The following is a 21,498-nucleotide window of genomic DNA, read 5'->3' on the forward strand; positions in this document are numbered from 1 at the left end:
CGCTCGCTGGACTCCTATCTCCTTGTGGAGACAACGCGAGCGGATGCCGCGTCACGGCCCGAATCGACCTACAACCTGAAGCGATTGAGGCCGATCACACGAAACGGCGGGGAAACGATTGCGCCCAAATCTCGCGGCAGTTGAACAGGACGCCGGCACGGCCGAGCGTTCGTTTCTCGGAGTGACCAAAAGCGCCCGCGGTTTTGCGTGGCGTGAGCGTCTTCCTGAGCATCAGAAGCAAATCGCGACCGCGATCAGCCAGCGCCACGGCTTGCCCGATTTGATCGGACGCGTACTCGCCGCGCGCGGCGTCGGCTTGGACGCGGTACCGACGTTTCTCGATCCGACGCTGAAAGCGCTGATGCCCGATCCGAGCACGCTGCGCGACATGGACAAAGCCGCCGCGCGCCTTGCCGACGCCGTGCAGAGCAAGCAGAACGTGGCGATCTTCGGGGATTACGACGTCGACGGCGCCTGTTCCTCGGCGCTGATGAAACGCTTCCTCGAGTATCACGATACGCCTGCGCGCATCTACATTCCGGACCGATTGTTCGAAGGCTATGGTCCGAACGTCGCCGCTATTGAAGGCCTCGTCAACGAAGGTGCAAAGCTCATCGTCACGGTCGACTGCGGCACGACCAGCTATGAGCCGCTCGCCGCCGCGCGCAAACTCGGCGCCGATGTCGTCGTCATCGACCACCACCAGGCTGATGAGCGTCTTCCGGACGTGACGGCGCTGGTCAATCCGAACCGTCAGGACGACATTTCAGGGCAGGGGATGCTCTGCGCCGCGGGTGTCGTCTTTCTCGTTCTCGTCGCGACAACGCGCGAACTCCGCCGCCACGGCCATTACAGCGGGGCACGCGAGCCCGATCTGCTGGCGCTTCTCGATATGGTCGCGCTGGCGACCGTCGCCGACGTGGTGCCGCTCGTCGGCCTCAATCGCGCGTATGTGAAAAAGGGCCTCGCGGTCATGCGGGCGCGCGAGAACGTCGGCTTGACCGCGCTTTCCGACGCCGCCGGTCTCTCCGTCGCGCCGACGCCCTACCACTTGGGATTCATCCTCGGACCGCGCATCAACGCCGGCGGACGCATCGGCAATGCCGCACTTGGCGCGACGCTGCTCTCGTCGTCCGATCCAACGGAAGCGCAACGCATCGCCGAAACGCTCCATCGGCTCAACAAGGAACGCAAGGATATCGAGACGGCCGTGCTCGAAGAGGCGATGGCGATCGCCGACCGGCAGGTGACGGATAACCCCGATCGCGCGATCCTTGTTGTCGGTTCTGATGCCTGGCACAAGGGCGTGGTTGGACTTGTCGCGAGCCGTCTGGTCGAACGCTTTCGCCGTCCGGCCTGCGTCATAGCCTGGGATGCAACTGCGATGGGCACCGGCTCGCTACGCTCGGTTCCCGGCATTGATCTCGGCGCTGCCGTGCGTGCCGCTGTGACCGCAGGCCATCTGGCGAAGGGCGGTGGACACGCCATGGCGGCCGGTCTGACGGTCAGCCGCGACAGCCTTGCGCCGCTCGAAGCCTTTCTGCAAAGCCACCTCGGCGCGGCAGCAAAAGGTATGGGCGACGTCGCGCATCTCGATATCGACGCGTCGCTCGTCGCGTCGGGCGCTACGTCCGATTTGATGGACCTGATCGAACGCGTCAGCCCCTTCGGTCAGGGCAACGCCGAGGCGCGCTTTGCGCTTCCCGCGCACCGCGTGAAATTCGGCAAGATCATCGCCGACGCGCATGTGCGCGTCATTCTCGAAGGCGGCGACGGTTCGCGCGTCGACGGCGTCGCATTCCGCGCCGTAGGCCAGCCGCTGGGCGACCTTCTGCTGTCGGCAAGCGGGATGCCCCTCCATGTCGCAGGCCACCTGCGCAAGGACACCTGGGGCGGCCGCGAACGCATTGAAATGCAGATCGAAGACGCTGCCGATCCCCGCCGCCAGTAGGAATTTGCGCCGCTTTTCGAGGTGGCCCATCCTGTCGCAGGAAATAGGGGCGACGGCGGCTTGCCAAAGACGCCCAAAGCCGCTTATACGGTGCCCCTTGTTGCCGACGGACGCTCCCTTCGTCTATCGGTTAGGACGTCAGATTTTCAATCTGAAAAGACGGGTTCGACTCCCGTAGGGAGCGCCAGTCAGTTTTTAAGAATTGATTTCATTGATATTTTTCGACGATTTTGTCCCACCTCTAACGCGGGAGTGTCATTCGACCGCTCAGCATTCGACGAACGACGATCAAATGAGTTCGCCGAGACATGCGTAAACCTCTAGATAATCTCCCATGCGTCGAGCATTGATGTCCGCATTCTACAAAAGCCGATATAAGCGATCGCGCGATCATCATCAGCCGAGTATGTCCACCTCATCCCAGAAGCCGACCTCAGCAACCGCTGCCGCGGACCGATGACTGTAATGCAGAGAAAGCAGTCCTCGAGCTGACTCCACTTCGCCTCTCACTCTCGATCCGGCGGTACGACCGCACCTACGCGAAGAGGGGACGAAGTCTCTTCTTCCGCTTTGGGCCAGAAGCGGTCAAGCCAATGGCAGCCACAACGGGCTCTTCCAGGCTTTCAGCTCGTCAAGAAATACTTGAAGCTTGGAGGGAATGAAGCGCCGCGTCGGATAGACAGCGTGAACAAAGATCTCAGTCGATGACCACTCCGGCAGGATTCGAACGAGCTCACGTGTCCTGATCTTCTCGTCGCAATAGTTGGACGGCAGAAAACCGATGCCGTGCCCCTTGTACGTAAATGCGCTGACGCTCTGAAAATCCCGGCTCGACACCGGTCCCGTGACGCGCAGCTTCACGGACTTGCGGCCACTTACAATATGCCACTCTGTCTCGTTGTTGCGGCCGTTGAGGAGAATGCATTGATGAGCGGCGAGGTCTTCAGGCTTCGAGGGTATGGCTCGGCCCTTTAGATAGTCAGGCGACGCGACGAGGTAGCGGACGCTCCTCCCAATCCGCTTCGCGATGATGCTTGAATCCGCAAGCTCGCCGAACCGGATGGCGACATCGATATTGTCTGTGATGAGATCGACAAACAGATTGGTGATGAAGAGATCGACCTGGATGCACGGGTACTTCTTCAGAAATGCGGACACGAACTCGTAGAACGGCTCCTGACCCAGGATGACCGGGACGGAAACCTTGAGCGCGCCCTCCGGCTTTTTCTGCGTCTGGGTCAACGCGCTCTCAGCGTCCAACAGACGGCTGAGCGGCTCGCTGCACTGATCGAAGTAGGACCGGCCCTGGGCCGTGAGGCTTAACTTGCGCGTCGTCCGCTGCATTAGGGTGACACCGAGCTGATCCTCGAGCGACGCCACCTTCCGGCTCACCGTCGAAACCGGCATGCCGAGCGCCCGCGAAGCCCGACTGAAGCTTCCGAGCTGCGCGACCTTCACGAACACGGCGATGTCGTTCAAATCAGGCATGCGCTCATTTTTGCATAAATGGAAAATAGTCTCCATATATTTCTATCTAATCGGGAATGCAGATCGATCGATATTGAGGACGCGGCTAATAGAGAAACGGTCGCGCACCAACATCAGGAGATCGAAATGGAACAGCGCAAAACAGTCCTCGTCACCGGCGCCTCCCAGGGCATCGGCGCAGCCGTCGTCAACGCCTTTGTCGAACGTGGCTATAACGTGGTCGCAACGTCGCGCCGCGTCAGCCAATCCTCGGAGATCAAGGCATCGGATCGCGTTGCCCTCGTCGACGGCGATATTGGCGATGCCGCGACCGCAAAGAACGTTGCCGAAACAGCGATCCATAGATTTGGCTCCATCGACGCCGTTGTTAACAACGCCGGCATATTCGTCGCCAAGCCGTTCCTCGATTACACGGACGAGGACTTCCGGAAAGTCTCATCGACAAATGTCGACGGCTTTATCCGTCTCACTCAGCTCGCGATCCGGCAGATGCTGGCGCAAAAAAGGGGCGGCAGCGTCGTCAGTATAACGACCTCCCTTGTCGATCATCCTATCGCGGGCTTTAATGCCTCGGTGTCCATGATCACCAAAGGTGGGATCGATGCGGCCTCTCGGAGCCTTGCCATGGAATACGCCAAGGACGGAATCCGCGTTAACACCGTCGCGCCGGGGATCGTCGACACGCCCCTGCATAAGGACAATCCCAAGGACTTCCTGAAGACCCTGTCGCCGATGGGCGCGATCTCGACTGCTCGGGAGATCGCAGACGCGGTTGTTTTCCTGACCGAAGCTCCACACGTAACCGGGGAGGTGCTCCACGTCGACGGCGGCGCACATCTCGGCAAATGGTAACGCTCGGCACGGCGCCGGCCGGCGCGGAACAGCGGCTGAGTGAGCTCGGGATCGTGCTGCCGTCACCGCCGACGCCCTTGGGCGCTTACGTCGAAGCGGTTCGGACCGGTAACCTCGTGTTCTTCAGCGGGATGCTGCCGGTTGTCGAACGTGAGCCCCAATTCGTCGGGCGAATTGGCGGAGAGCTCACTTTGGAAGACGGCCGCAAGGCCGCCGCGACCGCCACCCTGAATGGACTGTCGGCGGCGAAGGCTCTCCTCGGATCCCTCGACTGTGTTGCGGCGATCGCGAAGCTTGGCGTGTATATCGCCACCGAGGGCGATTTCAGGGAGCACGCCAAAGTCGCCGATGGTGCGTCCGAGTTGCTGGAGGCGATCTTTGGAACAGAAAAACTTTCGCCCCGTATCGTCCTTGGTGTCGCGAGCTTACCGCTCGGCGTACCGATCGAATTGGAACTCGTTTTGGAAGTCGACGACGGCCCGCCTCGATAAACGTGTTCCATCAGGCGTGCCGTGTTCCATGACGTTCCATAGCCGGGAACGCGCTCTCGGATTTGGACGGCAACTCGCGAAGTGAACCCGATCCGTAATCAGGAGGAGTAGCGATGAGACGAAATTTATACTGGATGATGGCGATTGTTCCGGCGGTTTGCGCCGCCTTGGGTGGAGCAGCCATCTCCGCGCAGGACAAGTACACCGTGCGGGTGCCCGGCGGCCTCTCGTTCTCCGAGTTCAAGGGATACGAGAACTGGCAGGCTGTTTCGATCAGCAAGACCGATCACGCCTTCGCTCTCATCCTCGCCAATCCCGTGATGATCGAGGCCTATCGTTCCGGCATTCCCGGCAACGGCAAGCCTTTCCCTGAAGGCTCGAAGATCGCCAAAGTCCATTACAAGCCGGTGAAGAGCGATGATGCGCCTGATCCATCGACGGAGTTGCCGGGGGGAGCAGGCCAACGTCGATTTCATCGTGAAGGACAGCAAGCGGTTTACGGACCCGGACAGCGGCGGGTGGGGATATGCCGCGTTCAACTATGATACCGCGTCCGACACCTTTACACCCGGGACCTATAAAGACCCGGCCCCGCAGGGACACGACGCCAAGTGCGGAGTTGCGTGCCACGCGTTGGCGCAGTCAAAGGATTATATTTTCACGACGTATTCCAGGAGATGAGCGGCGATTGAGCGGGCGATGACCGTTCCGGGTCATGAAAAAACGCCGCTCTCGTGTTTCTGACATCTGCTCCTAATCTGTAATCGGATATCACCTGATGCGCGTTGAAATGTGGCTCCGCATTAGGACTGGATGTCTGCTATTGGGATGTTTCTTTCATGTGCGGTAAATCGCGCTCGTCAGTTTCCTCTGCTGAACAGACTTGGCGCGGCTGAAAGCCAAGACCAAATTTTGGTGGGATACCTGCTGGCACAACGTATTGAAATACTATGGGCGAAATTCCTGTCCCACTCGTCAGTAAGTCATTGAAATTAAAGCGCATAACCACTCCCGTAGGGAGCGCCAGTCAGTTTTCTCGCATTGATTTCATTTATATTTTTTGCCGATTTGTCCCACGGCGAAAATGGGAGTTTCAAGCGACCTCTCATCGGGTCGCACACCGTCCGTCTCTACCACTTCATCCTGATGCCGCCGGTCGCGCTGTAGTCGTTGCTGTCGCCGAAGCTTTCGAGGCTCGTGTTCGCCAAGACTTCGCCGTAGACCGAATACTTGTCGTCGGCCCAGCTATAGGTTCCGCCCACGCCCAGACCGCCCCAGAGGCGCTCGCCTTCTGTGCTGATGTCAGTCCCGGAAACGGTCGCACCCGTGCCGTTGAGAAACTCATAATAGAGGTTGGCGATGCCGTAGAGGCTTGAACGCGAGATCGCGCCGGAGGCATCGCGCCATGCCGTTCCATTTTCAAGCGCCAGCCCAAGCCGACCATCGAGGCTGTCGCCGTCATTTGACGAAACCCGCGCGCCGAACGGATCGGTGAAGCTGTCGAAGCTTACATTCGAATAAGTGAGCTGCGCCTGCGGAATCAGAGCCCACGCAGCGCTCATGGGCACGCGCTGGCCCGCTTCCAGGCTGAAGGCGTAGCCGAAAGCGCCGTTGCCATCTTGAAGCGCCCCGACGAGATCGGATCGCAGATCGTTGTTGAACCAGGTCGCCCGCGCTTGACCGTCAACGTAGAAGCCGCTGCGATCGTACCACGTCAACGTTCCGCCGAATCCGTAACCCTCGGCGTGGATGTGACCGTCGCCGTAGAAGGAGCGCACATCAGCCGACGACGTTCCGTATTGAAAATTCACGCCGCCGACCAACCGCCCAAACGCGTTGTCGACCATTAGACCGTCGAGACCCGATTGCAGTTTGAACTCATCGGCATCGTAGCTTGAGCCTGTGGTCGAGTGATCGGCGTCGTACTCTGAATGCCGACCTTCGACGCGCGCCCAAATTCCGGATGCCGATTGCGAATCGGAATCCGAATGCGCGGCGCCGTCCCAATAGCGGTTGCCGACGCGCTGCTGCAGCGTCGGAAGGCCGTTCAAGCCAAGAAGAACCTGGGAGTAGACTTCATACATCGGCACCGTCGCGGCGTAGAGCGGCCCCGCAGGCGCCGTCGGTGGCGGATTGATAAGAGCCGAGCGCAGATACCAGTCCCCGTCATTCGGCGTGTTGATGCCGTTCTTTTGCAGCGTGTAGGCATAGGCGCCGCCGATCACGGCTTGCGCGCCGTGAAGGACATAGTCTCCGGCCAGCGCAAAATTTCCGGCCGACGTGCCGCCGACGTCCACGACTTCAATGCCGGCGACCGTCTGCGCGCCGCCACCGCCAACGTTAATGACGCGGAGCGATGTTGTGCCAGACGTGTTTCCCTGAACCCGCAATAGATCTGTCGGCGAGGCATCGCCGCCGAGCACGGATTCGATCTGCAGCGTGCCGCCCGTGCCGGTGTAATTGCCGGCAACGGTCAGCGTGCCGATGGAATTGCCCGGCGCGATGATGCCGGCATTGATCGTGTCGCCGACCGTGCCGATGCCTTGCAGCCGGCCGGCCGCCTGCACATTCATGGTGCCGGCGAGAATGCCGTTGACCGCCAGCGTGCCGCCCTGAACGAGCGTCGATCCGCCAAAGGCCGAGTTGTCGCCGCTCAGGATTTCCTTGCCGCCCGCAACCGACAGCACGCCGGTGCCGTTGAATGTGCCGGCGAACGTGTCGCTGGCGTTGGTGATCGTCAGATTCTTGGCGCCCATTGTGACGACACCGCTGCCGCTCAGGCTCTGAATGTCGGTGCCGGCTGCCGTCAGCGGTGAAATATCGAAGGTGCCGTTGGCGGTCACGCCGCTCGACGCCGCGATCGAGCCGTTGGCGCGCAGCGCCAGCGTGCCCTGATCGATCACCGTCCGGCCAGTATAGGAATTGCTCGTCGTCAGGTTGACGATGCCGGTCCCTGTCTTCGTCAATGCGCCGGCGCCGCTGAGTTCGCGCAAGGCGGACACCGTGAAGCCGACGCTGTCGAGCGTCAGCCCGCCCGCCGCGATGTTGAGCGTGCCGGCGCCGGTGCCGATCCACACGCCGCTGCTTCGTGTCGCGCGGTAGGTGGCGTTGTCGAAGTTGACCTGGGAGCCCGCGCCCACGTTCAGGCTCTGCGATGCAATCGTGGCATTGCTGACGTTGAGCGTGCCGACGCCGCCGGCGTTGCCGAGCGATACCCCGCCGCTGGCGGTGACGGTGGCCCCATTCTCGACGTTCAGTATTCCCCGTCCGGTACCGCCGACGCTGAGCGCGAGGCCGGTGGCCGTCCATTGCGATCCCGCACCGGTCACCGTCACCGTGCCTGTGCCGCTGCCGCCGCCGATCCGGAAACTTCCGAGGCTCATGACCGTGCCGCCGTTTTGAATGGTCAGGCTGCCCGACGCGGTATCGCCGACGAAGAGATTTCCGGTTTGCAGCCGCGAGCCCGTTCCGCTCACCGTCGCCGCTGCGTTGGCGCCGTTCACGGTCAAGCTGCTCGTCGTGACGACGGTTCCGCCGTTCTCGATGTTGAGCAACTCGGGGAAGCCGGTGGCGCCGGAGAGGCTGATCGCGCCGTTGGCAGTCCACTGGGAGCCGGCTCCCGTTACGGTCACAGTGGCGCCGTTGCGGATGGCAGCTGTGCCGGTACTTGTCAGCGTGGCACCGTTTTGAACGGTAAGACTGCTCGTAGGATTGGCACTATTAGCATCGATTGTCACGGAACCGGCTGTGCCGGTCGCCCCACCCTGTATGCCGAGGACCACAATGCCAGCTGGGCCGATGCTGACGGCTCCGCCGGCAGGCGCCGTACCGGCGCTCCAGTTCGAGCCAACCGTCCAGTCGTTACTGGTGGCGCCGGTCCAGGTTTGAGCCTCGGCTGGACCCGCGAACGCCACCACGAGAGCCGCCGAGGCAAGCGTCAGGCGGCAGGTCCGCGCGTCGAAAACACGTCGCCCAAAAACAGGCGCAAACAGCGACGCCACGGAAACCAACGCCATGGAAAAAATTCCTTGCTGAACATATGTAACCGCATGAAATTTGCGATGATTCGGCCTACCAGCCTATGAAGGCTCCTCCGAAAGTAGGAGAAGGGTGTAGAGCGGTGATTGCTGTTGCAGAAGGGCCACAAAAGACGCAGCGCTATTGTCAGGTGACTGACCCGCCCCACTGAGTGGCCGGTTGCCATGTTAGTTGGCCGGACAGACATCCTACTGCTAGCCGCTGCGTGGACGTGGGAGTGGCGTAGACTGCAAGTAAGGACACGCAGCCAACGTTGGAACAAACACCTGAGGAAAACCGATCCGTATAGGTCCGCACATGCTCGTTGTGGTCGTCAGCGCTGGTGTCTTCTCAATCTGAAAAACGCCCTTCTTGGCTCTTCTTTAGATGGACCGGCCTGGACGCTGACTATGTCTTTCCAGCAAAGGTAGCCGACCAACCGGCCAGTATTTCTGTTAACGACCGGAACGTGAGCGACATTGGCGGAATTCATGCGTTCGGCAACTGCCTCCAGATGCTCGTCTGGATGTGCAATGACCGGTTTTTCTGCCTGCAGAAGGTTGTGAAGCTGAGCAGTCCTCGGGTGGCGCTTCCGCCGCCACTTCATCACGCTTGGCGGATCGAGTACGCCAAGGACACGCCGATCTTCGTCGACCACCGGAAATGTCGGATGGATCGTATCTGGATCTATGAGAAAGCTCGCAGCGTCGCGCAGCGTCATCGACGCTGGAACTGTCTGCACGCTTCTTGTCATGACGTCTTCGACGCGGGTCAGGGCAAACGTCTGCACATGATATTCGCATAAGATATGGTGCCCGCGCCGTGCCAGACGCTCCGTCAAAATAGAACGCCGCATCATCAAAATCGCGACGGTATAAGCGGCCGTGCACGCCGCTAGGACCGGCAAGAAGCAGTCGATTGCACCAGTGACCTCAACGGCAAAGAACGTTGCGGTCAATGGAATGCGCATCGTTCCGCCCATCGTCGCGGCCATCGCAAGCAATGGCCAGAAACCGGCGCTCGCTATCGGCAGGATGGCCGTCAAAGCCATGCCCATGGCCCCACCGATAATGAGCAGCGGCGCGAGCACACCACCGGATGTGCCCGATCCAAGCGCTATGCCCCATATTGTCATTTTCACAAGCAGCAACGAAAGCGCGCTCATCGTGCTCAGATCGCCTTTGAGCAGGTGATCGATATTGTCGTAGCCGACGCTCAGCGCCCTTGGATCGATAAGTCCCCCTATGCCGACGCAGATGCCGCCGATCATGGGCCACCACATCCAGTGGATAGGCAGCTTAGAGAACAAGTCCTCCGTCGTGTAGACAAGTTTTGTGAGAACGCCTGAGAGAAGGCCGGCAATCGCCCCGACCGCGACCCAAGTTATAAGCCCCATTAGCGATATCTGCACGTCCCCCGAGAATGGAAATAGCGGCGACGGCATATGCAAATAAGAGCGTTCGACTGCCGAAACGGTCGCCGCCACAGCGACAGGGATGAAGCTGCGCGGCGCCCACTCGAATAAAAGCAGCTCCACTGCCAGCATGACGGCAGCGATAGGCGTTCCAAAGACTGTCGTCATTCCCGCCGCCGCGCCGGCGACGAGAAGCGTTTTTCTCTCTGCATCGCTGACAGGAAGCATTTGCGCGATAATCGAACCGAGTGCGCCCCCGGTCATGATAATCGGACCTTCGGCGCCGAACGGGCCGCCCGTTCCGATCGAGATCGCCGATGAAATAGGCTTTAGGATTGCGACTTTCGGACTGAGCCGCGATCGCCCGAGAAGGATCGCCTCAAGGGCCTCAGGTATGCCATGGCCACGGATTTTCTCGCTTCCGTAGCGCGCCATCAGGCCGATGAGCAGGGCTCCTGCGACCGGAATGAATATCGAGATGAAGCCTAGATGCAACTCGCCAATCGTCCGCGCGGCAAACGACCACTCGCCGAAATACGCGATGTTCGTGCAAAGGCGAATAAGGGCGAGCAGCCCAACTCCCGCACCCACACTGATGGTCGCGACCACGACAGCGATTGCTGCAATCCACAAGACTCGCGGATTGGCTGTAAAATCACCGCGAGAACGATCGATTTCTATAAGCCTCATGACGCCTTCTCAAACAAAGGTTCGAATTCTTTCCGGCGCGGATAAATATCGCAATACGATATATATGCAACCGAAAGCGCGTGGCTGTTAAGGCGCGAAGCGCGTCACTCATGCGCGGTTGACCATTTTCCCAGGGCCCCTATTCTGCTCACGCGGGGCAATAGATGTTGAGGGGAGGGGCGTAGTTCGTGGACGAAAGTCATAGGAAACGGGGCGCATCTCGCAAACGGCCGGTAAAGGCTAGAAACGCGTCTGTAAAAAAGGCCGACTACGAAGCTCTCGCCGAATTTCGCTACGCACTTCGGAAATTTCTCGCTTTTAGCGAGGAGGCGGCATCCAAGGCGGGGCTCACGCCACAACAACATCAGGCACTGCTTGCGATCAAAGGCGCGCCCGACACGGATTGGTTGAGCATCAGTCAGATCGCGGAACGTCTGCTCGTCCGCCACCATACCGCGGTCGAACTCATCGACCGGCTGGTCGCGCTGGGTCTCGTCGTTCGCATGACCGATCCGGAAGATGGCAGACGAATACAGGTTCATGTGACGAAGGACGGAGAAGAGCGGTTGCGGGCGCTTTCAGCCATCCACATTGAGGAAGTCAAAAATATCCAACCGACGCTTCGCAAACTTCTCAAGCAATTTTACGCTAGCGGTGGAGAATGACGACGTATCGAAAGAAATACCCGGATGCGCGAGAGAGCACACCCGGGCCATCGAACACGCCCACCCTCTAGGACGAGAAGGCGGACGCGGCTTTCTTTTAGCGGTTGCCGTGCCGAAAGCATAGATCGCATTGCGATATTATTGCACCGGAGTGGCCAGCGTGTTTCCGTCCAGGAGATGCTTTATCCTCGAGCGAAACTCGCAAGATCCTCCTTGGGTCCAAAGAATTCAAAATGTTGCTGCTCGTGCGGGACATTCCTCCTGCTCAGCAGACGATGCATGTTCGCAAGAAAGGCTGGCGGACCGCAGTAGTAATAGTCCGCGTCGCGATCCCCGATCATGGTTTCAAGCAGCGGTGCATCTATGAAACCTTTGCTGGCGCCAATCCCATTGCTACCGAGTGGTTGCTGCGGATCGACGTAGCGGAAGTGGGCGCTTAAATTGGCGTGCTGCGCCGTGAGATCCTCGACCGTGGATTTGAAGGCCTGCACATCTTCGTTCTGGCACCCGTGAATAAGGGCAACCTCACGTTTCGGAGAGATGTCCAGCGAGCTTTGCAGCATGCTCATGAGCGGTGTGATTCCGATGCCGCCAGCGATCAGAACCAGCGGACGGTCATCCGTCAGGTCGTGATCGAGGAAAAATTCTCCGCACGGCGGAGCGACGTCCAGAACCGAGCCGTCTGTCAAAGAATTGTGCAATAAATTCGAGACATAACCAGCCGGCGTGGTGCCCGCGACGCCGTCTTCGCGTTTGACGCTAATGCGCAGCCAATCCTGATTGGGTTTCGCAGAGAGACTATACTGGCGCATGGTCGTTAAACCATCGCCGGTTGGGACGCGGATGGTGATGTATTGACCTGGCTTGAAGGACGGCAACGGCCCTTTGTCTTCCGGGGTCAGATAGAAGGATGTGACGACGCTGCTTTCCTGCTGTTTTTTGGATACGATAAAGCGGCGAAAGCCCTCCCAGCCACCGGGAACCGACGCGGCTTGGCGATATATTTGGGCCTCGCGATTAATCAGAATATCGGCCAGAAATCCGTAAGACTCGCCCCACGCTGCGACGATTTCATCGGTCGCAGCGCTTCCAAGAACTTCGCGGATGGACGCCAAAAGGTTTTCGCCGACGATCGGATAATGCTCGGCCTTGATCTGCAACGATGCATGCTTCTGAGCGATAAGTTCAACTGCTTCCTTGAGTGCTCCGAGATTATCGATGTTGGCTGCATAGGCGCAAATTGCGGACGCCAAGGCTGCCTGCTGCTTGCCCGCCATTTGGTTCGTGCGATTGAAATAGGGGAGCACTTCGGGATTGTGACTGAACATTCGGTTGTAGAAATGTCGGGTCAATGTATTGCCGTGCTCTTGAAGAACAGGCGCAGTGGCCTTGACGATTTCGATGGTCTTCGAACTTAGCATGATGCTTCCCTTTGATGCTTGGCAATAGATCTTGCGCAGTGTCACGGTGAAAACATGTATTTATGATGCATCTTTTAGGTCAAGGGGAGCACGATGTTAAACTGTCTCAGCGTCGCTCTATAATTTGTGCTTCGTCAGAGGACGGTGCTCGTTAGGAACGGCGATTTCTGGAATGAGAGCTAACGTGCCACGCATTTGTCCATGCCCGGCCCTGCCTCGGAACCTTCCGCCTCAATAGTATCGGCGCCACAATCGAGCGCTTGGAGCGCGTCTTTGCGTGTCAAAAGGTGCGGGATCGCCGACCGATAAGAATATCGCTTTGGGGTCATGGGCCAGAGCTACGTCCAGGGATAGCCGGCTGTCTGCGCAAGGACCACGTTATGAGCCGCAGCCCAAGGCCGATCTCCTACGACATCGAATTCGCGCTCGCGCCAATCGGCATCGCCATGCCCGCCTCCAATCAGTCCAAGTGCACCTGCTTCAGATATCGCTGCCGCAAGCCGCCCTTCAGTGGCGAATGCCATCGGTGCCCAATGATCGGGTGACGCAACCTAAGCCGCTCGGTCAGTCGGTCTGAGCATTATCCAGCTCCGTTTCGTGAACTCAAATTCGGCGCGCTATCAAAAATCGCACGCAAGGCCTTACGGTTGCTCACGAGGTCCGCCAGCGTCCAAGAATCCAGCTCGGTGAAATAGGCTGTCAAAGCGCGTCGCAGTACGTGTTTCAGCCGACAGGCGCCGGTGATGCGACAGGCATTTTCGGAGCCGAAGCATTCGACGATCTCGAAGTCCTCTTCGGTTAGGCGTAACACTTCGCCTATGCCAATTTCAGCAGCTGGTTTGCCGAGGCGAAGACCTCCGCCACGACCGCGAATGGCTTCTACAAACCCCAACTGACTAAGCCGATTCACTACCTTCATCAGATGATTTTCGGAAATGCCGTAAGACTGAGAGATTTCAGAAATCGTAGACAGGCGCTCGGTCTGTGCACCCAAATACATAAGCACTCGGAGCGCATAGTCCGACATTAGAGTCAATCGCATGGAAGTCTCCGAGGCTGAAGCTTGAACTTGCCTCATTGCCATAAGATGTATTCTGTATTCATCTTACAATGGCAATGAGGGAGATGAAACCAGCTATTTTCTGCTTATCGCAATACCGTTGTGGTTTTCGATTGGCAGAAGAACCGGAAAACCAAATTTAAAGCTACTATCTTCTGGACCGGGCCGTGTTGGCGGGACATGCGCAGTGGCGTTCCCTTAGTCTAGTAGGCAGCATCGTTTTCTACGCAGCCCAGCGGGCTAAGGCGTCGTTGGGAATCACATACGGACGGAGCTGCCTGGTCGAGCGGGGGCCCTGCCGAAGTTAGCCTTCACGCCAGAGACATTCCTCCTGTCGTACCCGCTACCCGACTTCTATTTCCATTTTGCCGCTGTGCCGCGAGCCAGAGAAAGCGGACATCTGTTGTCGCATCGCCTCAAGCCGTTCACTGAGACGCGTACATGTCCGCTGCTCGTCCTCAGGCGGACGAATTTCGTTTCTTCGGCTTAGGGGCAGGGGACGACGCAGCGCCAATTCTCAATCCATTCTCGGTTACGGCTCTATCTAGCCGCCGTCGTTGGATCGTCGATCCTCCTACAAAAGTGTTTGAGTGCCGGCGCGAATGGCGTGGAACGTCTTGAGCGCCACCGCCGAAAGCTCTCCCGTATCTAGCCCCGATACATTTCCGGCCGATACCACGACGGTCGCCAAAAGTTCACGAGATCGCTCATAGTCCGAATGGGCGACCGATGGCGCCAACGCCTCCCAGGCAGCGTCGAAGGCGTTTTGCAACCTCTGGAGATCATCTGGATTGAATGCTCCAGTTTGTAGAATTCGGCGCGCGCGCATGAAGCAATCCCTCAATGTGAACCGCGCAGAAAAGATATTTAGTTGAAATGATTGTCAATTTGCCAGAGGCAGAAATGCACGATAGCGTACCAAGGTGCTCGATTACACGCAGCGTAAGATTGAATGTCTCTGCGAACGTCTACTCGACCTGTAAGAGGTTTCGTTCCTGGAGCATGTAATGGGTTTTTGAACCTGTATACGTGACCAGCTGCTGCCAGTCCGTTTCTCCCCTACGCGCCATGTGGAGAACGCCACTTGCAATGCTTTCGCAAATCTGACGATTTGGAAGGCAATCTCCGTACAAATCTTTTATGATTTTATCATATACCTCTTGGAGGGCAGCAAGCTCTCGATCATTGTAGGCTTCGGCCATCTGCAACTCCTTACGCGCTCATACCCGGTCACCCGGTGGCAGAAATATCTTTACCAAAAGAATTTATGCTCCATCGGCGCGAAGTCCGTACGGAGCCGCACATGCATGGAACAATTATTTGAAGCGACGTGCGCTAAGGCGAATAATGAAACAGCCGTTCGAATTCCGCTTCTGGCACACCGTATAGTCCAGCAGCACTCTCCTCCAGGCCTTCTCTATCTCTGATCGTGACTGAGCCCCGCGCCGTTTCGATGAGGCCTCGCGCGGTTAGATGTTGCAGGGCAGTCGTTACGCCGGCTCTGCGGACGCCCAACATGAGAGCCAAGAATTCGTGAGTGAGAACCATTTCGTCGCCATCACTGCGATCGCACGCCATGAGAAGCCACCGTGCTAACCGTTCTTCCAACTGACCGTGCGCGTTCGCTAGCGCTGTGTGGGCAACCTGTATCATGAAAAGATACGCCGATTTCAAGAACAGGTTTTGAATCGTTGGACTCTTCGTCGCGATGAGGTGAACGTCTTCAGTTGCCATGCGCCAGCCGCTTCCCTCGACTTGCATGAAAATATCGAAAGGAGCCCGATGAGAGCCGAGGACTGTCGCGGTCCCGGTCATCCCCTCGCGGCCGATAAGACCGACCTCCGACTGCAATCTGGCACCCTTCGCAATCGCTACCACTGAGGCGATGCCGGAATCAGGAAAGTAGACATATTCGACGGTTCGATTCTCCGCCTGAAGACGATATCGGAAGGGAAGAGCAATACGCTCCAGCAAAGGTTCGATCAGAGCTCTGTCATCGGCCGACAGCGTACTGAGCAGGCGATTCCGCCGCTCGCCGCGCGTTACTGACATCGGGAAGCTTTCAGCGTCGCTACCGCAAACTGCGCCACAGATATGGCACCACCGGTCAACCCAAGGGCTACAATAAAATGCCTTGACCGGCTTGCGAGGGGTCGATAGCTCCAAGCGAAAAGTGCCATCGATATTGCAGCATTATGGTACTACCCGTTGACGCACGATTAGTGCCCCAAACAATTCAGATATGAACGTAAACGATCGAAGCGCGGGTGAGTTTGGAAGGCCGTATGGTTCGCCACGGCCATGAAAAATAGAACACTTTGGATCACGAGATGCAGTAGGCCGACGCAAGTTGCTCGCGAAGTTGTGATAGAATATCTGAAAAAGGCGACGCGGGCGCGGCCGATTTTGAGCAGCCGCGTGAACCTACCGCACGTTCTTAGTTGTGGTGGGAATTTTCGCAGCCCATTTCGCCGTGATTTTGGTCCGAATGTATCTGCTGCTCGTTCGCTAGAAACGGTTCGCAAAACTGATATGACTGAATGAAACGCGATACGCCCCTTAAAAAATTGACTTGGACGAATACGGCATTTGGCCACTCGTTTGATTGAAACGGCAAACTCCAACGAGTCGCTTGGTGATGACAAATCGCCTTTAAGCTTAGGGTATGCCGAATGCCCCTCTCTCACTTGGACAGATATTGTGCTTCGCTTGATGCTGACCATGGCGGCAGCCGATCTCATCGGCCTTGATCGCGAAGCGGGTGGGCACAATGCGGGATTGAGAATTACGCTCTTCGTGGGCCTCGCCGCAGCGGTTGCAATGGTTCAAGCAAACCTGTTGCAAAACGTACATCTCGATGAACTTTAGGTCTGCACACGTCAAGCATCTAGATCGACCTTCGCTTCGCGGTCCCAAACCCGCAGATTTCCGCAAGCTTTCACGAAATTTGCGATCGCATTCGTCGAGCTTAGCTCGATGCAACCGTCGTCAAGATCGTTGTCGGTAACGCCGCATTTTTCGAGTAGGCGTTTTGCTTCGGCGTTAAAGGCGATAAACTTACAGTGTGCGTAGGCGTCGCGAACGAAATCCTGGCTAGGCGCATCGTTCAGCAACAGATTGATACCTTCTTCGCTTGCGAGAATGGCGACGGCGTCGAATAGAACTGAAGGACCGCCATCGATCTTCTGCTTGGCGGCGACTTCCGTCCCGTCGGACAGCGCGATGCCGGAGATCTTCGGCGCGACGAGTTCGCAAACGCCACCGGCTTTTTCGACGGCGCTTACGAGGGCCTTGAATGTTTTGACGTCAGCGCCGGATGTCGCGAAGATGCCGAGCTTTCGCCCTTCGAACGTTCCTAGATTGCGGCCAACAATGCTGAGGGCATTCGACGTTCCCACATCGATGGGCTTTTTTGCCGGTGCGGCAGGCTTCGGAAGCCTGATGCCGAGTCCATTTCCAACAGTCTTTCCGAGAGATTCATCAAGGGTGAGGAGATGCGCGACCATCCGCTCTCGAATGTGGGGATGCTCGACCTTGCTCAATTCGAACACGAGCGCATCGGCGATGTGTTTCTGTTCGGGAGGCGTTTGACTGCGATAGAACATGCGTGCCTGGCTGTAATGATCGGCGAAGCTTTCGGGTCGGATCCGCTGTTTCGTTCCGTCGATGGGCTCAGCAAAGCTGCGGAACCCAAGGGACGGCGTTTCCCTCGGACCGCCTTCGTCACCCCAACTGTTGGGTTCATAATTGGCGCGCCCCTTCGGATTATGCATCGCCATGTGTCCATCCTGTTGGAAGTGTGCGAACGGGCAGCGTGGGGCATTCACCGGAATATGCGTAAAGTTAGGACTTCCCAACCGTTTCAACTGCGTATCGAGATATGAAAAATTTCGTCCCTGGAGCAAAGGATCATTGCTGAAGTCTATTCCCGGCGGAATGTTCTGGGTGCAGAATGCGACCTGTTCAGTCTCGGCGAAGAAGTTATCGACCACCCGATCCAGCACCAGCCGACCCACGATTTGCACCGGCAGGATCTCTTCCGGGATCAGCTTTGTCGCGTCGAGCACGTCGAAATCGAATTTGTCCGCGAATTTCTGGTCAAAGAGCTGAACACCGAATTCCCATTCCGGAAAATTTCCCATCGTGATTGCGTCCCAGAGATCGCGGCGATGAAAGTCGGGATCAGCTCCGTTGATTTTGACAGCCTCGTTCCACATTACCGATTGCAATCCCAGCTTCGGCTTCCAATGAAATTTGACGAACGTTGACTTTCCCTTCTCATTGAGAAAGCGGAACGTATGAACGCCAAAGCCCTCCATGAATCGGAATGAACGTGGAATTGCCCGATCCGACATGACCCACATGATCATGTGCATGCTCTCGGGCGTCAGTGAGATGAAATCCCAGAACGTATCGTGCGCCGATTGCGCTTGCGGAAAGCCTCGATCGGGTTCGGGCTTAACGGCGTGGATCACGTCGGGGAACTTGATGGCGTCTTGAATGAAGAAGACGGGAATATTATTGCCGACAATGTCCCAGTTGCCTTGCTTTGTATAGAGCTTGACGGCAAAGCCGCGCACATCGCGAGCGAGATCGAACGACCCTTTGCTACCGGCAACTGTCGAAAAGCGGACGAAGGCTTCGGTTTTTTCGCCGACGCGCTGGAAGATATCCGCCCGAGTCACATCGGAAAGAGATTTCGTGAGTTCGAAATAGCCGTGTGCGCCGTATCCGCGAGCGTGGACGACACGCTCGGGAATCCGCTCGTGATCGAAATGGAAAATCTTCTCACGAAAATGGAAATCTTCAAGGAGCGTCGCGCCGCGGTCGCCCGTCTTTAGTGAGTTTTGGTCATCCGCGACAGGAATGCCTTGCTGCGTCGTCAGAAATACGTCGGCGTCGGCAGTTTGTTGGTGCACTTCGCCGCCGTTCCCCCTTTTTGTCTCAAGCGAACTCGTGGGATTGGATGGCGTAAGGAGATTGAAAGGTGCTTTCGGAGAATGGGGTTTTGACGACTTCTTACTCGAGGTAGCCATACGCGCCTCCAAAAAGCGGAGAAGGCCGAATTCTCCGTCATGCCGTGAATGCAATTGCCCAACAAGCCCACGAAGATTCCGTTCCGAGTATCCCGCGAAACTATGCGCGGCTATTCGGGCTAATTTGATCGAACCTGCACTGTTGAGGCCTCTTGTCCGGCCGCCAGCGGAGAAATTTCGTGCCATGACGAAACCTATTCCCCGTGACATGGTCGTAGCGCACTTCGGCAACGAGCAAAGGCCGGACCGGCTGCCATTTAGCGGATCGTTGCGTTGCCCAGCGACTCGGGCGGCCCGGCGCGTCGCCGGTAAAACTTTCCGGTGCGCACAGTTTCAGCAGTTGCTTTGTAAGCTCGGGCCGATCAGCTATAGGGACGGATGACGTGAAACCCACATGATGCAACAGGCCTTCATCGTCGTAGAGACCTAATAGGAGTGATCCTAGGGTTTTGCCCCCTTGCGCGTATCGAAACCCGCCCACCACACAATCGGCGGTGCGCATGCGTTTTATCTTAAGCATGGCTCGCTCGCCGAAACGGTAATCAATATCTAGACGTTTGGCGACAATCCCATCCGTGTCGGTGCGGCCGCTCTGCAGCCATGCTCTCGCGGTTGCAATCCTATGCGTGGCTTCGGTCAGAGAAACCAACGGAGAGTGTAAATTGTCCGCGAATTTCTCGAGTGCTTCGCGCCTCTCGCTGAACGGCTGCTCGGTGATCCATTTTCCGGCAGCGAAAAGTATGTCGAACGCGACGAGGCGTGCTGGTGTCTTTTGGGACAATTGCAAAATGCGGCTTTGAGCAGGATGGAGCCGCATTTGCAAAGCGTCGAACGACAAGCGGCCGTCGATCTCGATTATGAGTTCGCCATCGATGACGAACGTCTGTGGTTTATGCGCGCGGGAGAGAGCTTCGACTATTTCGGGAAAGTATCGCCGCAATGACTTTCCTGATTTCCCGATAAGCTCGACTTCTTCCGCCCGCTTGTACGCAAGACATCGAAATCCGTCCCATTTGGGTTCGTACTGCCACTCGCTTCCTTTGGGAATATCTTCAACAAGACGAGCTTCCATGGGAGCAAGCAGAGGCGGCCAATTCTTGCTGCGACTGGCCGACCCTGTCTTCCCGTGTGAGGGCTTTCCTTGAACTCGTACCACGCCGCAATTCCTACTTCGGTCTGGGATCCTGCAGTCGTGCGCCAGGCTCCATTTCGCCGGAGCGATAGCGCTTCACGGCGTCCAAGAGCGTATAGGTGGCATTGCGAGTTTCTTCGAAGATCGCCGTGTCGCCATCCAAGTCTTCGTGGCTCGTCGCATAGGGTCGATAGTATCCGATGTATCGGTCAATCGCGGCGAGTGTCCCGGCAGGCCGGAGCTGCATATCGCTCAACCAATCATGTAAGGATCTGCGAACAACGTCCGCGCCCTCTGAATCTCCGTGGACGATGATTGAAAATGCGCGTCCAGCGAGATGCTTTGGGTAAGACCAACCGCCTAGTTCGATGTGCTTCGCTTCTTCGGCATTCTTCCCGTGTGTTAAGGTGGGATCGGTATTTCCTCCGTCGGCGCAGACCAATCGATCAATCATCGACTTTAGCGTCGTTGGTGCTTGATACCAGTGACATGGAGTGACGATCATTATGCCGTGTGCGGCGACCCATAGCGGATAGATCTCATTCATCCAATCGTTGATCTGGCCAAGCCCATGGTTCGGGTAACAGGAACATGGCCAATGACAGAGGGCCGGCGATGTTGAGAAACAGGCTTTGCAGGGATAGATCTGGCGACCATACTCCGACGTCAGCCGACTGAGATCCAGGACATCGGCGACGAAGTCTTTATTATTCTCAACAGCGACTTTCGCGGTCTCAACTAAGCGAAACGTTTTCGACATTTCACCCGGACATGTGTGCTCACTCCGCGGCGAGCCGTTTATCAAAAGTATGCGAGAGGGAAGGCGTCTGTCCTCGTGTCGCTTTTGCGCTTCGGCAATTGAGCCTCGTGTGTTGAGCCACTCGGTCGCGACGTCGTAATCGGGATCTGAAAAATCGCTTCCGGCTTTCTGAGTCCGAGGGGCCTTCCTCTTTTTGCTATAAGCCTCCCAGGCAATATGAGTTATCGCAGCGATCTCGGCGTCCAGCCCGCCAAACAAAGGGTCGTTAAAAGCTTGGCGAAATCTCTCATCGAAGGATTGCCTATCAACAGTCACGTCAGGCATTCCCTTGCGGGGGCTAACGGATGCCATGTGAATATGCCTTTATCGCACGCGGAGAGCAGATGTCGGATGCGGCGTCATAAAGGAACGCTGTAAGCCGAAGCAACGTTCCAGACATTTGGTATAGGTCGCCGCTGATCATGCAACGCTTCGCAGAGAAAAGCCGAAGTCTGTCCGAATAGCTAGGCACATAGATCGGC

At 57.4% G+C, this 21,498-nt stretch carries 19 protein-coding genes and 1 tRNA gene; 8 read left to right on the forward strand and 12 right to left on the reverse strand.

All coding sequences use genetic code 11. From position 1 onward, the window contains the following. The first annotated feature begins 118 nt into the window (after positions 1–118). Complete coding sequence (gene recJ / locus RLW55_RS13695) at positions 119–1,951, forward strand: single-stranded-DNA-specific exonuclease RecJ (protein WP_423414470.1); 1,833 nt, start codon at positions 119–121, stop codon at positions 1,949–1,951. Between the two features lie 112 nt (positions 1,952–2,063). Continuing rightward, a tRNA-Glu gene (locus RLW55_RS13700) sits at positions 2,064–2,138 on the forward strand. Between the two features lie 398 nt (positions 2,139–2,536). Here RLW55_RS13700 and RLW55_RS13705 read toward each other — a convergent pair. After that, entirely contained in the window at positions 2,537–3,439 is a 903-nt protein-coding gene (locus tag RLW55_RS13705) for a LysR family transcriptional regulator (RefSeq protein WP_423414471.1), read from the reverse strand. 126 nt (positions 3,440–3,565) lie between these two features. Here RLW55_RS13705 and RLW55_RS13710 point away from each other — a divergent pair, with 126 nt between their 5' ends. The 4 genes from RLW55_RS13710 to RLW55_RS13725 all read left to right on the forward strand — a co-directional run bounded on the left by RLW55_RS13710 (position 3,566) and on the right by RLW55_RS13725 (position 5,463). Further along, positions 3,566–4,291 (forward strand): SDR family NAD(P)-dependent oxidoreductase, encoded by a 726-nt coding sequence (locus tag RLW55_RS13710; RefSeq protein WP_423414472.1) that lies wholly within the window; start codon positions 3,566–3,568, stop codon positions 4,289–4,291. Continuing rightward, a complete protein-coding gene (locus tag RLW55_RS13715; protein ID WP_423414473.1) occupies positions 4,285–4,782 on the forward strand; it encodes a RidA family protein in 498 nt (165 codons plus the stop codon). Before RLW55_RS13710 ends, RLW55_RS13715 begins: the two co-directional genes overlap by 7 nt. A gap of 113 nt (positions 4,783–4,895) precedes the next feature. Continuing rightward, complete coding sequence (locus tag RLW55_RS13720) at positions 4,896–5,327, forward strand: cytochrome P460 family protein (RefSeq protein WP_423414474.1); 432 nt, start codon at positions 4,896–4,898, stop codon at positions 5,325–5,327. Further along, the gene (locus RLW55_RS13725) at positions 5,260–5,463 is read left to right on the forward strand and encodes a cytochrome P460 family protein (protein WP_423414475.1); all 204 of its coding nucleotides are present in this window, start codon (positions 5,260–5,262) and stop codon (positions 5,461–5,463) included. Before RLW55_RS13720 ends, RLW55_RS13725 begins: the two co-directional genes overlap by 68 nt. Before the next feature lie 449 nt (positions 5,464–5,912). On the opposite strand, the gene RLW55_RS13730 is transcribed toward RLW55_RS13725, so the two are convergent. Both RLW55_RS13730 and RLW55_RS13735 read right to left on the reverse strand, forming a co-directional pair. Beyond that, a complete protein-coding gene (locus tag RLW55_RS13730) occupies positions 5,913–8,798 on the reverse strand; it encodes an autotransporter outer membrane beta-barrel domain-containing protein (protein WP_423414476.1) in 2,886 nt (961 codons plus the stop codon). 335 nt (positions 8,799–9,133) lie between these two features. Continuing rightward, positions 9,134–10,903 carry a chloride channel protein gene (locus RLW55_RS13735; protein ID WP_409560313.1) on the reverse strand — a complete coding sequence of 590 codons (1,770 nt, stop codon included), beginning with the start codon at positions 10,901–10,903 and terminating at the stop codon, positions 9,134–9,136. A gap of 188 nt (positions 10,904–11,091) precedes the next feature. On the opposite strand from RLW55_RS13735, the gene RLW55_RS13740 reads away from it, so the two are divergent. Then, positions 11,092–11,568 carry a MarR family winged helix-turn-helix transcriptional regulator gene (locus RLW55_RS13740; protein WP_414463007.1) on the forward strand — a complete coding sequence of 159 codons (477 nt, stop codon included), beginning with the start codon at positions 11,092–11,094 and terminating at the stop codon, positions 11,566–11,568. 182 nt (positions 11,569–11,750) lie between these two features. Here the strand turns inward: RLW55_RS13740 and hmpA are convergent, their stop codons facing one another. The 6 genes from hmpA to RLW55_RS13770 form a co-directional block, all read right to left on the reverse strand. Beyond that, complete coding sequence (hmpA, locus tag RLW55_RS13745) at positions 11,751–12,989, reverse strand: NO-inducible flavohemoprotein (RefSeq protein ID WP_423414477.1); 1,239 nt, start codon at positions 12,987–12,989, stop codon at positions 11,751–11,753. Positions 12,990–13,327: 338 nt separating this feature from the next. Next, positions 13,328–13,513 carry a hypothetical protein gene (locus tag RLW55_RS13750; RefSeq protein WP_423414478.1) on the reverse strand — a complete coding sequence of 62 codons (186 nt, stop codon included), beginning with the start codon at positions 13,511–13,513 and terminating at the stop codon, positions 13,328–13,330. A gap of 56 nt (positions 13,514–13,569) precedes the next feature. Beyond that, positions 13,570–14,031, reverse strand: a complete 462-nt coding sequence (locus tag RLW55_RS13755) for an Rrf2 family transcriptional regulator (RefSeq protein WP_423414479.1) — start codon at positions 14,029–14,031, stop codon at positions 13,570–13,572. 592 nt (positions 14,032–14,623) lie between these two features. Further along, the gene (locus tag RLW55_RS13760; RefSeq protein WP_409560309.1) at positions 14,624–14,878 is read right to left on the reverse strand and encodes a hypothetical protein; all 255 of its coding nucleotides are present in this window, start codon (positions 14,876–14,878) and stop codon (positions 14,624–14,626) included. A 139-nt stretch (positions 14,879–15,017) separates the two neighbouring features. Further along, on the reverse strand, positions 15,018–15,251 hold the full coding sequence (locus RLW55_RS13765; RefSeq protein WP_414463005.1) for a hypothetical protein: 234 nt from the start codon (positions 15,249–15,251) through the stop codon (positions 15,018–15,020). 133 nt (positions 15,252–15,384) lie between these two features. Next, complete coding sequence (locus RLW55_RS13770) at positions 15,385–16,101, reverse strand: Crp/Fnr family transcriptional regulator (protein WP_423414480.1); 717 nt, start codon at positions 16,099–16,101, stop codon at positions 15,385–15,387. A gap of 537 nt (positions 16,102–16,638) precedes the next feature. On the opposite strand from RLW55_RS13770, the gene RLW55_RS13775 reads away from it, so the two are divergent. Further along, positions 16,639–16,917: a hypothetical protein gene (locus RLW55_RS13775; RefSeq protein WP_423414481.1), complete on the forward strand. Its 279-nt coding sequence runs from the start codon at positions 16,639–16,641 to the stop codon at positions 16,915–16,917. Between the two features lie 11 nt (positions 16,918–16,928). On the opposite strand, the gene RLW55_RS13780 is transcribed toward RLW55_RS13775, so the two are convergent. From RLW55_RS13780 to RLW55_RS13790, 3 genes are all read right to left on the reverse strand, one after another. After that, positions 16,929–19,085 carry a catalase gene (locus tag RLW55_RS13780; RefSeq protein ID WP_423414482.1) on the reverse strand — a complete coding sequence of 719 codons (2,157 nt, stop codon included), beginning with the start codon at positions 19,083–19,085 and terminating at the stop codon, positions 16,929–16,931. A gap of 100 nt (positions 19,086–19,185) precedes the next feature. Then, positions 19,186–20,169: an ATP-dependent DNA ligase gene (locus tag RLW55_RS13785; RefSeq protein WP_414464631.1), complete on the reverse strand. Its 984-nt coding sequence runs from the start codon at positions 20,167–20,169 to the stop codon at positions 19,186–19,188. Between the two features lie 82 nt (positions 20,170–20,251). After that, positions 20,252–21,328 (reverse strand): flavodoxin family protein, encoded by a 1,077-nt coding sequence (locus RLW55_RS13790; RefSeq protein WP_414463002.1) that lies wholly within the window; start codon positions 21,326–21,328, stop codon positions 20,252–20,254. Positions 21,329–21,498 lie beyond the last annotated feature (170 nt).

Origin of the sequence: Hyphomicrobium sp. B1, assembly GCF_049532635.1 — a bacterium.
In the GTDB taxonomy this organism is placed as follows: Bacteria; Pseudomonadota; Alphaproteobacteria; order Rhizobiales; family Hyphomicrobiaceae; genus Hyphomicrobium_B.